This window comes from Cognataquiflexum nitidum (assembly GCF_022538055.1).
GTDB classification, from domain to species: domain Bacteria; phylum Bacteroidota; class Bacteroidia; order Cytophagales; family Cyclobacteriaceae; genus Cognataquiflexum; species Cognataquiflexum nitidum.
The window spans coordinates 51684-64324 of the sequence record NZ_JAKZAM010000025.1; the positions used below are offsets into that span (position 1 = coordinate 51684).

A 12641-nucleotide genomic window follows, 5' to 3' on the forward strand; every position below is an offset into this window, starting at 1 on the left:
TGGTAAGCTAATGGATATGGAGTTAATTGGCCATAGGTTTAACGGTCAAACTGCTTCCCTGTTATCCTGCTTATTAAGAAGCTGGATAGATTTTATAGCTGTTTTTTTATTTAATCGAAAATGCTTTACCCGGATTTTGGACCAACATCAAATCCAACTCGGATTGGGTAAATCCTTTTTCCCTAAGCATAGGAATCAACTCATCGAACAAAGCCGTGAAGCCTTTAAAATCACCCCCATCAGGTTCGCCCGGACTGTACCATCCCGCATCATGAGAAAGTAGCACATGGTCTAAAAGCCCATTTTCCTTACAATATAAGATCCTCTCCAAATGGCCGGGAATATCCCAAGCGATGCCATCCAAGCTGATCCAAACTCCCTCTTCAGCGGCTTTCTTATAATTCTCAAAGTCTTTCTCTGCCTGTGCGTGTACCCATACAAAATGAAAAAGGTCGATCTTTTCTTCTTTCAAAACTTCGATTTCGGCATTGGCTGTTTCCCAGTTTCCGGTATGGGACACGATCAAAAGCCCTGTTTCCATGTGGGTAAAAGCTGCTGCCCTGACCAGTTTTTTATCCATCTCTGAAAGTGGAGCGCCGCTATTGACTGAGATTTTGATAAATCCTGGTCTAACGCCGGTGTCTTCTATTCCTTCCTGAAATTCTGTAACCCATCTTTTCGCTAATTGCTCTGCTGATTCAGTGAAGGCATGTGCCGGCAGGTATTTCCCCTCCACAGCACCGTAGTAGCCGGTATTGGAAACAAACTGAATGTCTGAAGCTTCCGCAAGCTTTTGGAGTAAAACAGGATCTTTACCCAAATAGGAAGGCGTACATTCCACCAAGGTTTTGACACCTCTTGCTTTGATTTCCTCCAAAAAAGGCAAAACCCTCTGAACCACGGAATCCTTGTCCCAACGGTGATATCCCGTAGAATCTGCTCCGATAAAGTCCACCAAAATATGCTCATGGATCAAAGTAAGACCCATTTCGGAAGGGGAAATTTCTCCGTTTACGGAATAGATTTTACCCTGCTCAGCTTCCTGAGGGGTACATCCAAATACGATAACAAATAGGAAAAGCGGGATTAAAACTCTCATGGAATAGAATTTTTTCCATAAGTTAAGAAAGATGGATTAAGAATCCTCCAGATTGCTGTTTTCTCCTTCAAACAAAGTCTTCAATTCTACTGCATGGATTTTCTCCACTTCTTCCAAGTACCTTCCAAAAACCGCAGTGCTGCCATGGGTCAGGTAAACTTTCTCAGCTTCTGTCGCTTTGATGGAAGTGATCAATCCCTCCCAATCTGCATGGTCGGACAAAACAAACCCGACATCAGCTGCCCGCCTTCTCCTAGCGCCACGCACCTGCATCCAACCCGAGCAGATTCCTGTTTGGTAGGGAGAAAATTGCTTCATCCATGGAGAACCCATTGCAGATGGCGGAGCAATGATCATGGCTCCTTTGAACCTGCTTTTGGAAATTTCGGCAGTAACTTTTGGGATGTCTGTGACGTTGATGCCATTGGCGATCAGTGCCTGATTGGTATTCCAAATAGCCCCATGGGCAAATACCTCCCCAATAGACAAGTCAAGATGGTTGATGATTCTTTGGGCCTTTCCCAAGGAATAGGCAAAAAGGACTGAATTTCTCCCATCAACAGAATTTTGCTTCCACCAAGCATTGATATCGCTGAAGATTTCTTTTTGGGACTGCCATTTATAAACTGGCATGCCGAAGGTACATTCCGACACAAACTCGTGACACTTTACTGGTTCAAAAACCTGTGAAAGACCATCATCTTCAGTCTTATAATCTCCGGAAATGACAACGGTTTTTCCTTTGTATTCTAATCTGACCTGAGCAGAACCGGGTATATGGCCCGCAGGATGGAGAGACAACATCACCCCATTCACCTCCAATTTTTCTCCATATTCGAGAGTTTCTAAAGAAATCTCCTGACCGAGACGGAGTTTCATCACCTCTCTAGAATGATGATGAGAAAGATAATGCTTCATTCCCCATCGGGCATGGTCTGAATGGGCGTGGGTGATGACTGCCTTGTCTACAGGCCGCCAAGGATCAATAAAAATATCAGCTTTAGGACAATACAATCCTGACGGCGTCAATTCAAGCAGATTCATATTTTTCTCGTTACCTTAACCCAATCCCAAACTTTTAGATTTCCTTCCTCTCTCATCCTTCCCATTTCTCCCTCATCCTTACCCTAAATCTCCTCAAGTTCTTTTCCCGGCTTTGGATAACTCAATCTTGCGATTTTTTTCCCTACATGGTATTCATCCAAACCTGTTACCGTAACGGTGCCCAATACATTCAGATCCAGTGAACCGTCTGATCTCAGACCCTTTTCCTCAACCCAAACATGCTCAATAGCACCTATGAGAAGTTCCGTACCGTTGACCTGGAGGGTTTGGGTTTCTACTAATTTGCACCCTACTTGCACTGGACTTTTGGCTACAAATGGGGCATAAAAATCTCCGAAGTATTCTTCTTCCAATCCTGTGGCTTCGAATTCTGAACCGGAATACCTTGCCGCTGTTTGGTGGGCTTCCCTGTAGAAATCTTCTGTAACATGATTAAGGGTAAAATACCCTGTTTCGAGGATATTTTCGAGGGTATGCCTTTCGACTGAATGAGGTCTGAACAAAATCCCCACCAAAGGAGGGCTGGCTCCGATATGAAAAACCTGGGAGAAAGGAGAAAGATTGGTGACTCCATTCCGGCTTTTGGTACCAATGAGGTTCAGGCTTTTGTACCCTGAAAGGCAATTGATAAAATCCCTTCTAAAAGACGATTCGGCCTCCAAAATGGAAGCCTTATCGAAATGCTTCCTCATATCAAAATGGCTTCTTCTATGGAATTACAATATTTGATATCCAAAAGGTGGATGATATTGTCAGGATTATTTTTTATGATTTGTTCTTTGGCGATCATTACCATTTTTTCAAACCATTTTTCTTCAGGAAGAATTTTCCGGTGCTGATCCAATCCAAGTTCGAGCATTTTATTCTTCCAATTTAGAAAATACCATTCCATGCTTGGCTGGTGAAAGGCACGCAGTGATCTTTTATCAAAAATGAATTTTTTGTACTTTCCTTTTTCCACAATGGAGCTGATATGGGCGAAGGTATTTTTGAAGTCATCAATCGGAATGTAGTCTGTCAACAACTCACAGATGATCATTCCCTTTTCTTGATTGGCGTATACCTTGGCATATTTTTCTTCAAACATCAGTTCAAAGTTATTTAGCTCGATGGTATTGGCAGTGATATTCATGATGGTGTCTGGGATTGTAATTAGTGAAAAGACCGGTTTTTCATGTTTTTACCATTTGTAACTTCTTCCTTAAAGCTACCTAGATTCTCTTCAAGACGTATAGCATAATCCAAAGTTGTCTTGATAAGCTCTTGTTGGGAATGAATCTGTTCTTTCAACCTCGAAAGTTCTCTATTCATGTCTCCTAGTTTGGCTTCATACTCTTTCTTAAGCCTTTCCTTTTCCAGTCTGGCCTTTTCCAGTTCTTCCTTGAAAATCAAAAATGATTCTGGTGGAGTCCTCATAATATTTAATACTTTTTACTCAGGGAGAATACCCAACTCTAATACAATAATCCTCACTAATTGTTTGAAATCTTCAAAACTACATGCCTTTTACCGAAGACATTCCTCCGTCAAGATGTAAAATCTGACCGGTCATCCAAGCAGCATCTTGGGAAAGTAAAAAAACAGCAGCACCCGCAATATCTTCGGGCTGGCCATACCTACCCAAAGGATGTCTTTTATTTGAAGCTTCTTTCTTATCCTCATTGCCCAAAAGCGCAGATGCCAAAGGGGTATCTGTCAGTGAAGGAGCAACTACATTTACTCTGATTTTATTGGGTGCCCATTCCGATGCAAGAGATTTAGCTAAACTTTCGACTGCACCTTTTGCACTGGAAATAGAGGAATGGAACCCTAAACCTACCTTCACAGCAACTGTACTAAAAAGAACTACTGAAGCGGATTCGGATTTTTTTAAGCCCTTGAGGCTGGCTTGCAAAACCCTCACAGCACCCAAAAAGTTGACATCATAATCCTTTTGAAAATCTTCAATGGCAAACCTGTGGAAAGGCTTTAGGCTAATCGTACCCGGACAATACACAAGCCCATCGATCACTTCGGGAAGTCCAGCTATTGAATCAAAATTCTCTGTGATATCAAGGTGCGACACTCCTTCTCCTGTCCTGTGGTAAGAGAAAATATTTGCTCCCAATGGGCCTAATTTTTCGATAATTGACTTGCCTATACCTGAATTGCCGCCGATGATTACAATGTTTTTATTAGTCATGGTTGGTTTTTTTATATTTAATCGATTGGAAAAAAAAATGTTTGAAAACTTTAGTAAATAAAAAAACCGGAATTGAAGTACCGGTTTGGTTGGTTTAGTTTTCACTATTTACTATTTCATACTTATATATTTCATGAACTCATTTCTAGAGTGTTCGTCTTTTTCGAATTTTCCACTGTAAAACGAAGTCACCGTGGCACTGTTCACGTCTTGAATTCCCCGGCTAGACACACACATATGATGAGCATCTATAATGATGGCCACATCATCCGTTCCGAGCATTTCTTTCAACTCGCTGCCAATCTGCATCGTCAATCTTTCCTGCACCTGTGGTCTTTTGGCAAAATATTGTACGATTCGGTTGATCTTGGATAGTCCTATCACAGTTCCGTTTGATATATATGCAACATGAGCCTTTCCTACTATAGGAACGAAATGATGCTCACAATTGGAGTGAAAGGTGATGTCCTTCTCTACCAACATCTCATTGTATTTGTATTTGTTTTCAAAAAGTTTGACCTCGGGCTTATTTTTCGGGTCAAGTCCACTAAAAATCTCTTTGATATACATTTTGGCAACTCTCTTTGGGGTTCCCTTGAGACTGTCATCTGTCAGGTCAAGACCCAAAACATGCATTATATCTCTAAAATGTTTTTCTATGAGTTCCATTTTGAGCTCATCATCCATCTCAAAGGCATCCTCTCTCAGTGGAGTATCGTGGGAAGTCCCGATATGTTCATCCCCCATTTCGTCATAAGATTGAGAAAAATTAATTCCCATCGTATTCAACAAAGTTTCTTTCTGTTTCATATAGTCGAACCGTTAAGTCGTATTTTTTATCGATTTTTTTTCTTAAAATATTCCAAATAACCACAACGATATTTTCCGCTGTTGGATTGAGATTTCTGAATTCATCTGTATCTAAGTTTAAATTTTTATGATCAAATTTATTTAGCACATGTAATTTGATTAAATCACTCAACAATTTCATATCATAAACATAACCTGTGCCTGAATCAATTGGACCTACCAATTTAACAATCAACTCGTAGTTATGACCATGAAAATTAGGATTGTTACACTTCCCAAAAACACGCTCGTTTTCTTCAGCTGACCACTCAGGATTATGTAACCTGTGAGCGGCGTTAAAATGCTCTTTTCTATATACTGCTACTTTCATTGTTTACCAAACAGGAGTTTATCAATTTTTGTTTAATATTTATTTAATTTCTTTAAACAAAAATTTCAAACGATTGATTATCAGACAGGAATATCTGTAATTTTTAGGAATATTCTCCATTGAGAATTTTATCATGCTTTCTAACATTTATCGATATAAAAACAGTTCCAATATATAATATACTACTTTAGTTTAAATTAAGGATTAAAAAATATGTATCAAGAATGGAATTTTATGGCACTTGATTTGCGTTTATGGTTTTAGATATTTTCATTTGTAAGGTCCAGACTATCAAATAAATACAATGCGGAAACCTACCCTAGTTCTCATTTTGTTGCTCAGCAGCGCAATTTCCACTCATTTCTTTGTCAATAGCTCACCATCTTCCATACTCAGAGAACTATCTTTCGAAAATAATTTTATTGAGCTTGTTAGCTCAAATTCTGCCAATTTGGAGTTCAAAATTCCTGAACGTGAAATTTTGTCATATGGCATCAAAGGATATTTGAAGATGCAGGACGAGGGCAAGATCTCAGAAGGAAAGCCACTTACAGTGATTGATTTTTCTTTGCCTTCCTCCGAAAAAAGAATGTGGATCATCGACATGAAAGATGGTCTAATCCTTCACCATGGACACGTGTCTCATGGAAGAAACTCGGGAGAACTGATGGCAAAGCAGTTTTCTAACGTCAGTTCTTCCTACATGAGTAGTCTTGGATTTTACTTGACAGGAGAAACCTACCAAGGCAAACACGGATACTCCTTAAGGTTAGATGGACTTGAAAAAGGATTCAACGATAAAGCCAGGGAACGTGCCATCGTGATTCATGGAGCGGACTATGCCCACGAAAATTTCATCCAACAGACAGGGCGATTGGGCCGAAGCCTAGGATGCCCTGCCCTGCCCAATGAAATCGCCGACGAAGTGATAGACTTGATCAAAGAACAATCTCTTCTTTTTATTTATGGCAACGACAAGGAATATTTGAATAAATCGGTTTTCTTAAATGCCTGATTTTTTGCTCCTACTTTCCTTAAGAACGGCATAAATTTCTTTATCCCGATCATAAATATCATTTCTGAAATAAATATTTCCTCTGGAATCTGACCAATACGTCAGGTAAATAATGGCGACCGGAATCTTCCTGTTGAGATTGACAGTTTTTTCTTTTGTCTGATGCATGGCAGCGGTGATTTTTTCATTGGTCCATGTAGAATCATGCGACAACAAGATTTTAGCAAAGTCAAAAGGCCTTTGTATCCTTATACAACCATGGCTTAGGGCTCTATCTTCCCTTTCAAACAAACTTCGGGAAGGGGTGTCATGGATGTAAACACTGTTTTTATTTGGGAACATAAATTTTACAAGGCCCAGCGAATTATTTTCTCCCGGCTCCTGACGGACTGTATAAGGAAAAGTCCTTGCACTAACTTTGGACCAGTCTATGGAAGCGGGATCAATGGTTCCACCCGAAGAATTCAACAGTCTCATGTTATTTTTTGCAAGGTAATTAGGATCTTTTTTGATTTTAGGTACTATCTCATTTCGGGTTATAGATGTGGGTACTGTCCAAGTGGGGCTAAAAACGATATATGACATCTGAGCGCTAAACTGCGGTGTGGAATGGTAGCTTTTTCCTACAATCACTTTTGAAGTCAGTACTGTATCCAGTTTCTGAATAAAATCAAGTTGAAAATTTGCTGTGTTGACCAAAATCAATTCCATGTCTTTGATCGTATCGGGAAGCCAACGCAACCTCTCGAGGTTTACAGAAGCAGTAGTAATCAAGTCCAATGGTTTTTGGTTGAGTGCGTGAATGGTGCCCTGCCCGATCACGCCATCAGGTTCCATTCCAAATCTTTTTTGGATCGTTTTGATGCCGTCTATCATCAGGCTGTCATAGACCTTTTCTTGTTCCGTTTGATAAGGTTTCAAAAAGCCCCAAAAATACAGCCTATCCCTAATTTCCGGTAATTGGTTATGCTCCTCTCCCGGCTTGATTGATTTGTCTATTTTCAGGTTTTTCCAAGTAGCAACCGGTTCCTTTTCGAAGCGTTTTTGCTCATCAAAAAGCTCCCTTAAACCATCCCTCATTTTTTTGTAAATAGAAAACGCCGGATAATATCCCTCAATACTTGCCCTGAGGCTTCCTGATTGGATAGCGGCACCAAGCTTTCGGTCGAGCATCAGTTCAGGAACGTTTCTTTGAATGCTCCAGCTAGTTTTTAAGGTTTCAGGGTCAACTTTACCCAAAAACAGGTGGGAAGAAAGCATGATATAGGCATCTGTCAACAACACTTCTACTGCAGCGAGTTCTATTGATTTCAATTGTTCTCCTGATTTTTTGGCAGCCTCAAATCGGTCAAAATAAGCATTAATGGCTTGAAAATGATAATCATTAGGATTTAGTCCATCAAACTTCGCTTGTCCAATTTCATAGCGCATTTCATAGGCAATTTCGGGAAGGATATGGTTTTTGACCCACGCTGGTTCAAAATTCCTTTCCCCATAAAACCTGTGGATCACCACAGAACTAAAAAGCTCATTTTCACCAATCCTAGGCCTATCCTCGGGACTGTTGCTTTCCAAGTATTGCCGGATAAATACATCAACGCCGTTTTCAGACGGAGCCTGTTGGGCAAAAAGACTTACATGAAATATATATTGCAAAAACACCAAGGAAAGCCTTTTCATGGAAATGTTTGTTTAGGAAAAATGAAACCTATTTTACTAAAAAATCTTGATACTTCTGACCGATTTCCCAAGTCTCTTTCAACATGGTCAGAAAATCCTTCATCCTGTTCAATGGGATTAGATTTGGTCCATCACTGAGCGCTTTGGCCGGCTCAGGATGCGTCTCTATAAAAAACCCATCAACACCTGCTGCAGCAGCGGCTCTTGCCAAAAAAGGAGCAAATTCCCTCTGTCCTCCACTTGTACCTCCCATTCCTCCGGGCTGCTGTACGCTATGAGTAATGTCAAAAACCACCGGAGCAAATTGCCTCATGATGGGCAATGCCCTCATATCTACAACAAGGTTATGGTAACCTAGGGAAAATCCACGCTCTGTGAGACATACATTTTCATTTCCTGTAGACCTCACTTTGCTGACAGCATATTGCATGTCTTCAGGAGCCATAAACTGCCCCCTTTTGATTTTTACGGCTTTCCTTGTCTGACCGGCAGCAAGCAATAAATCAGTCTGCCTACAAAGAAAGGCAGGGATCTGAAGCACATCCACGACTTCGGCAACCTCTGCAGCCTGATAGCTTTCGTGGATATCTGTGACCAACGGGACACTCAATGCTTTGCCCACTCTTTGGAGAACCTCCAGGGACTTGTCCATCCCGATACTTCTGAATGAAGATGATGATGTCCTGTTTGCCTTGTCAAATGAAGCTTTGAAAACATAAGAAAAACCAAGTTTGTCGGCATATTCTTTTACCGAACTTCCTATTTCCATACAGATATCAAAGCTTTCAACAGCGCAAGGCCCTGCAAACAAAACAGGTTTTCCTGATCCCAAAACGATGTCTTCGGTGATCTTCATTGGTTGGGTAAATTTCTCCATATTATTGGTTGAGATATTTTTCTATGATACCGGACAAAAGCCCTTTGGATTGTAAAATTAAATCGGCCACCTCTCTGAATACCCCTTGGCCACCATCGAGAGAAGATACAAAATCTACATGAGAACTGATATAGGGAAGCGCATCAGCAGGGCATGCTGAGAACCCAACTTTCCGGATTAGGGGCAAATCAATTAGGTCGTCTCCGATGTAGGCAACTTCCCCAATTTGGATTTCCAGCACCTCCAAAATCTCCTCTAGTTTCTGGGCTTTATCACGTACGCCATGGTAATGGAAATCAAAGTTAAGTTCTTCACACCTGTTTTCTACCACTTTCGAATTTCTTCCAGTAATAGCACCTACGAGAATCCCGTTTTTGCGGAGCTGGGCCACAATAAAACCATCCTTGACATTGAATCTTTTGTATTCTAGTCCATTGTCATCGTAGATAATCCCACCATCGGTCAATACCCCGTCCACATCAGTGATAAGCAATTTTATTTTTTCAGCTTTGAACGAGATTTCCCCCGTAATTCCAGAAAGGTAGTTATCCATATTACTTCTTTTTCTTCCACTGAATGGAGTATAGGTCAAGTCTTCTTTGGTCAAGGTTTCTCACGCTTCCTGCTTTCCTTTGTTTGGTCAGCAAGTCCAAGTCAACGTCTGCTACTATGGTAGTTTCGGCGTTTTCAGAGGCTTGGGCCACCGTGGCATCGTGTGGGAATGAGAAATCCGAGGGTGAATAAATCGCCGCTTGGGAATATTGGATATCCATGTTTTCTACCCTAGGAAGGTTGCCGACGGATCCTGTTATGGCGACATAACATTCATTTTCGACTGCTCTTGCTTTGGCGCAGGTATTTACGCGGAGGTAGGCATTTTTGGTGTCTGTCCAAAATGGTACAAAGAGGATGTCCATTTCCTGCTCGGCCAATATTCTCCCAAGCTCAGGAAATTCTACATCGTAACAGATCAAAATCCCTATTTTCCCTGCATCGGTATCAAAAACCTTGATGCCGTTACCTCCCTGAAGGCCCCAATAGGCCTGCTCATCAGGCGTTATGTGCAGCTTATATTGCTTGTCTGTTGTGCCGTCCCTCCTGCAGAGATAACTCACATTCCTGAGTTTTTTGCCATCATACTCAGGCATACTTCCCGCGATGATGTTCACATTGTAGGAAAGGGCCAAGTCCCTCATTCTGCTGATGATTTCGTCAGTATAGTCAGCTACATTACGGATCGCCTCAGAGGCATCCATGTCATTGAATTCGGCCAAAAGTGGCGCATTGAAAAATTCAGGAAAAAGACAAAAATCTGATTTGTAGCCAGAGATGGTATCCACAAAGAATTCAACTTGCTGCATCAAGTCATCGACATTGTTGAAGCGGCGCATTTTCCATTGAACCAATCCCAAGCGAACAATTGACTTTTTATTGCCTATGAGTTTTTCATCCTTTTCATAGTAAATGTTAATCCATTCCAAAAGGGTGGCATAGGCTCTTGAATCAGTATCTTCAGGAAGGTATTTGGTAATCACTTTCCTAACGTGAAATTCATTTGCCAACTGAAATGAAAGTACAGGATCAAATATCTCCTTGCTCTTGACCAAATCAATGTACTTCCTTGGCGTCATCTGATCGGCATATTTGGAATATCCCGGAATCCTCCCCCCCGCAATGATGGACCGGAGGTTAAGGTTTTCGCAAAGCTCTTTTCTTGCGTCATAAAGTCTTCTTCCCAATCTCATCCCCCGGTAATCCTGATGCACAAAGACATCGGTACCATAAAGGGTATCCCCGTCATTATCATGGGTGTCAAATTTCCCAAAACCCGTGATTTGATCATAAGTATGGTTATCTCCAAATTTGGTGTAATCCACCACTAAGCTCAACGCAGCAGCGACTACTTTCCCATTGTCTTCAATACAAATCTGACCTTCCGGAAAAGCCTTTATCTGATTTTTCAATTCCTGCCTCGTCCATGCGCCTCCTTGGTCCCGATAGATGCTGACCATTATTTCCCGGATATCATCATAATCCGACAACTTGATATTTCTGAGTTTGAGACGGTGCTCTAATTCTTCTTTTTGCTTACTCATGGCACAAAATTAACCAAAAATCCCTCATTAATTTTAAATTCCTCGGCTTTGGTGTCTTCTCATTCTCTCATCAATTTTTCTGGATCGTTTTCATTTCAAAATCATTTTCAAAGAGATGAAATTATTTTTTTTGTAGTCGATCCCCATTCTTTGAGACTTTTTAATATCTTATCATCCTGATATGCAGCCATAATCGACAAAATTTCTACCAGAAGCTTTAAATTAAAAATTGAATTATTGATTCTTTTTATATTTCTTTACAGGTAAAATTCATGAATCTCGCACTCATAAATTACCTTTATCACTCTATTTTTATCACATGAGAAAATTAGCTTTGATTTTTTTGCTCTCTATGATGGCCTTTGAAACTTATTCGCAAAGTTTTTATAGGTACAGGTTTGATGCACCATGGTCAGTCTCGGTAGCTGCCGGACCGACCCAATATTTTGGTGAACTTTATTCTCTTTGGAAATATAATGAAGGAATCCAACCCGATTGGAATGCAAACATTGCCGTGAGGAGAACTCTGGGGACTTATATCAGGACGAGGGCTGAATTTACTTATTATCAGATTTCGGGACAAGATCCTCCTGCGGATCCAAGAAGTAACAGGGAACCAAGAAATCTGCATTTTCGGGCAAGAAATTGGGAAGCAAGCCTAATAGGTGAGCTGCACCTGAAGCCTGTAAAAGTATATAACATCACGAGAAATTTTATAAACTTTTATGGCTTTGCAGGAGTGGGCATTTCGAGCAATAATCCTAAGGCAGAATTGAATGGAACTTGGGTGGATTTAAGGCCTCTCCAATTGGAAAACAACCCTTACGACAAATACATTTTTGTATTCCCTACAGGTGTAGGAATGAAATACAAACTGAATGTTTACACGGATTTGACGATCGAAATGAATTATAGGTGGACAATCACTGATTATATGGACGATATCAGTGCTTACAACATAAAGGAATTTTATCAAGACCTGGTCAATGATTATGGCGTAAATGGGAATGGCGCCAGGCCTGACAGACTTAGATTGGCTATAAGAAACCCAAATTTTATCAAAGACAACGGTGAGCCTGATGTCCAAAAAATCCTTGATAATGGCGGAAGAATCCGAAGAGGTTCAGGTCTTGATGAGCGTTTTGACGGTTTTATGTCGCTGAACATTGGCCTTGAACTTTATCTTTCCCCTGATATTTGGGACAACTGGATTTTTAGAAACAGGGTCAACGAAAAGAGCTTCAGGTTCTGGTAATGAAAAAGACTTGAGATTTGAGACTTGAGTTTTTTTAAGTGGTTATCCACTTCTTTCCCAATAAACCAATATGCGATTACAAACAGGACAGAAGACCGATGATCCGGCCATTCAGACTCCTTCCAAGAAGTATATTGAATTATCATTTTACCGGAATCATTGCGTATCACCATAATTTTTTAAGGGATAATA

At 40.7% G+C, this 12641-nt stretch carries 14 protein-coding genes; 2 read left to right on the forward strand and 12 right to left on the reverse strand.

The genetic code is table 11. From position 1 onward, the window contains the following. Positions 1–106 precede the first annotated feature (106 nt). From MMU07_RS15990 to MMU07_RS16025, 8 genes are all read right to left on the reverse strand, one after another. Entirely contained in the window at positions 107–1099 is a 993-nt protein-coding gene (locus tag MMU07_RS15990) for a phosphotriesterase family protein (RefSeq protein WP_241127140.1), read from the reverse strand. A 36-nt stretch (positions 1100–1135) separates the two neighbouring features. Further along, the gene (locus MMU07_RS15995; RefSeq protein ID WP_241127142.1) at positions 1136–2143 is read right to left on the reverse strand and encodes a ligase-associated DNA damage response exonuclease; all 1008 of its coding nucleotides are present in this window, start codon (positions 2141–2143) and stop codon (positions 1136–1138) included. Positions 2144–2226: 83 nt separating this feature from the next. After that, positions 2227–2856 (reverse strand): flavin reductase family protein, encoded by a 630-nt coding sequence (locus MMU07_RS16000; protein ID WP_241127144.1) that lies wholly within the window; start codon positions 2854–2856, stop codon positions 2227–2229. Next, positions 2853–3296: a hypothetical protein gene (locus tag MMU07_RS16005; protein ID WP_241127146.1), complete on the reverse strand. Its 444-nt coding sequence runs from the start codon at positions 3294–3296 to the stop codon at positions 2853–2855. The genes MMU07_RS16000 and MMU07_RS16005 overlap by 4 nt, the downstream gene beginning before the upstream one ends. A gap of 20 nt (positions 3297–3316) precedes the next feature. Beyond that, positions 3317–3580, reverse strand: a complete 264-nt coding sequence (locus MMU07_RS16010) for a hypothetical protein (protein WP_241127148.1) — start codon at positions 3578–3580, stop codon at positions 3317–3319. 79 nt (positions 3581–3659) lie between these two features. Next, positions 3660–4346 carry an SDR family NAD(P)-dependent oxidoreductase gene (locus tag MMU07_RS16015; protein WP_241127150.1) on the reverse strand — a complete coding sequence of 229 codons (687 nt, stop codon included), beginning with the start codon at positions 4344–4346 and terminating at the stop codon, positions 3660–3662. Positions 4347–4457: 111 nt separating this feature from the next. Further along, a complete protein-coding gene (folE, locus tag MMU07_RS16020; RefSeq protein WP_241127152.1) occupies positions 4458–5156 on the reverse strand; it encodes a GTP cyclohydrolase I FolE in 699 nt (232 codons plus the stop codon). Beyond that, positions 5116–5526: a 6-pyruvoyl trahydropterin synthase family protein gene (locus MMU07_RS16025; RefSeq protein WP_241127165.1), complete on the reverse strand. Its 411-nt coding sequence runs from the start codon at positions 5524–5526 to the stop codon at positions 5116–5118. The genes folE and MMU07_RS16025 overlap by 41 nt, the downstream gene beginning before the upstream one ends. 304 nt (positions 5527–5830) lie before the next feature. Between MMU07_RS16025 and MMU07_RS16030 the strand changes: the two genes are divergently transcribed. Then, entirely contained in the window at positions 5831–6541 is a 711-nt protein-coding gene (locus MMU07_RS16030) for a murein L,D-transpeptidase catalytic domain family protein (RefSeq protein ID WP_241127166.1), read from the forward strand. On the opposite strand, the gene MMU07_RS16035 is transcribed toward MMU07_RS16030, so the two are convergent. Genes MMU07_RS16035 through MMU07_RS16050 form a run of 4 tightly spaced genes read right to left on the reverse strand, consistent with a single transcriptional unit; the run spans position 6530 to position 11194 of the window. Continuing rightward, on the reverse strand, positions 6530–8221 hold the full coding sequence (locus MMU07_RS16035) for a L,D-transpeptidase family protein (RefSeq protein ID WP_241127168.1): 1692 nt from the start codon (positions 8219–8221) through the stop codon (positions 6530–6532). The genes MMU07_RS16030 and MMU07_RS16035 overlap by 12 nt on opposite strands. Before the next feature lie 28 nt (positions 8222–8249). After that, complete coding sequence (gene kdsA, locus MMU07_RS16040) at positions 8250–9098, reverse strand: 3-deoxy-8-phosphooctulonate synthase (RefSeq protein WP_241127170.1); 849 nt, start codon at positions 9096–9098, stop codon at positions 8250–8252. A 1-nt stretch (position 9099) separates the two neighbouring features. Next, positions 9100–9651 carry a KdsC family phosphatase gene (locus MMU07_RS16045; protein WP_241127172.1) on the reverse strand — a complete coding sequence of 184 codons (552 nt, stop codon included), beginning with the start codon at positions 9649–9651 and terminating at the stop codon, positions 9100–9102. 1 nt (position 9652) lies between these two features. After that, positions 9653–11194: a GNAT family N-acetyltransferase gene (locus tag MMU07_RS16050; RefSeq protein WP_241127173.1), complete on the reverse strand. Its 1542-nt coding sequence runs from the start codon at positions 11192–11194 to the stop codon at positions 9653–9655. A gap of 319 nt (positions 11195–11513) precedes the next feature. Here MMU07_RS16050 and MMU07_RS16055 point away from each other — a divergent pair, with 319 nt between their 5' ends. Further along, positions 11514–12449 (forward strand): hypothetical protein, encoded by a 936-nt coding sequence (locus MMU07_RS16055; protein ID WP_241127176.1) that lies wholly within the window; start codon positions 11514–11516, stop codon positions 12447–12449. Positions 12450–12641: the final 192 nt, after the last annotated feature.

Coding starts and splice junctions, on each gene's coding strand:
- MMU07_RS16010 (WP_241127148.1), bottom strand. CDS start 3,580: ATGAGGACTCCACCAGAATCATTTTTGATTTTCAAGGAAGAACTGGAA.
- MMU07_RS16015 (WP_241127150.1), bottom strand. CDS start 4,346: ATGACTAATAAAAACATTGTAATCATCGGCGGCAATTCAGGTATAGGC.
- MMU07_RS16035 (WP_241127168.1), bottom strand. CDS start 8,221: ATGAAAAGGCTTTCCTTGGTGTTTTTGCAATATATATTTCATGTAAGT.
- kdsA (WP_241127170.1), bottom strand. CDS start 9,098: ATGGAGAAATTTACCCAACCAATGAAGATCACCGAAGACATCGTTTTG.
- MMU07_RS15995 (WP_241127142.1), bottom strand. CDS start 2,143: ATGAATCTGCTTGAATTGACGCCGTCAGGATTGTATTGTCCTAAAGCT.
- MMU07_RS16045 (WP_241127172.1), bottom strand. CDS start 9,651: ATGGATAACTACCTTTCTGGAATTACGGGGGAAATCTCGTTCAAAGCT.
- MMU07_RS16005 (WP_241127146.1), bottom strand. CDS start 3,296: ATGAATATCACTGCCAATACCATCGAGCTAAATAACTTTGAACTGATG.
- MMU07_RS16030 (WP_241127166.1), top strand. CDS start 5,831: ATGCGGAAACCTACCCTAGTTCTCATTTTGTTGCTCAGCAGCGCAATT.
- MMU07_RS16050 (WP_241127173.1), bottom strand. CDS start 11,194: ATGAGTAAGCAAAAAGAAGAATTAGAGCACCGTCTCAAACTCAGAAAT.
- MMU07_RS16025 (WP_241127165.1), bottom strand. CDS start 5,526: ATGAAAGTAGCAGTATATAGAAAAGAGCATTTTAACGCCGCTCACAGG.
- MMU07_RS16000 (WP_241127144.1), bottom strand. CDS start 2,856: ATGAGGAAGCATTTCGATAAGGCTTCCATTTTGGAGGCCGAATCGTCT.
- MMU07_RS16055 (WP_241127176.1), top strand. CDS start 11,514: ATGAGAAAATTAGCTTTGATTTTTTTGCTCTCTATGATGGCCTTTGAA.
- folE (WP_241127152.1), bottom strand. CDS start 5,156: ATGAAACAGAAAGAAACTTTGTTGAATACGATGGGAATTAATTTTTCT.
- MMU07_RS15990 (WP_241127140.1), bottom strand. CDS start 1,099: ATGAGAGTTTTAATCCCGCTTTTCCTATTTGTTATCGTATTTGGATGT.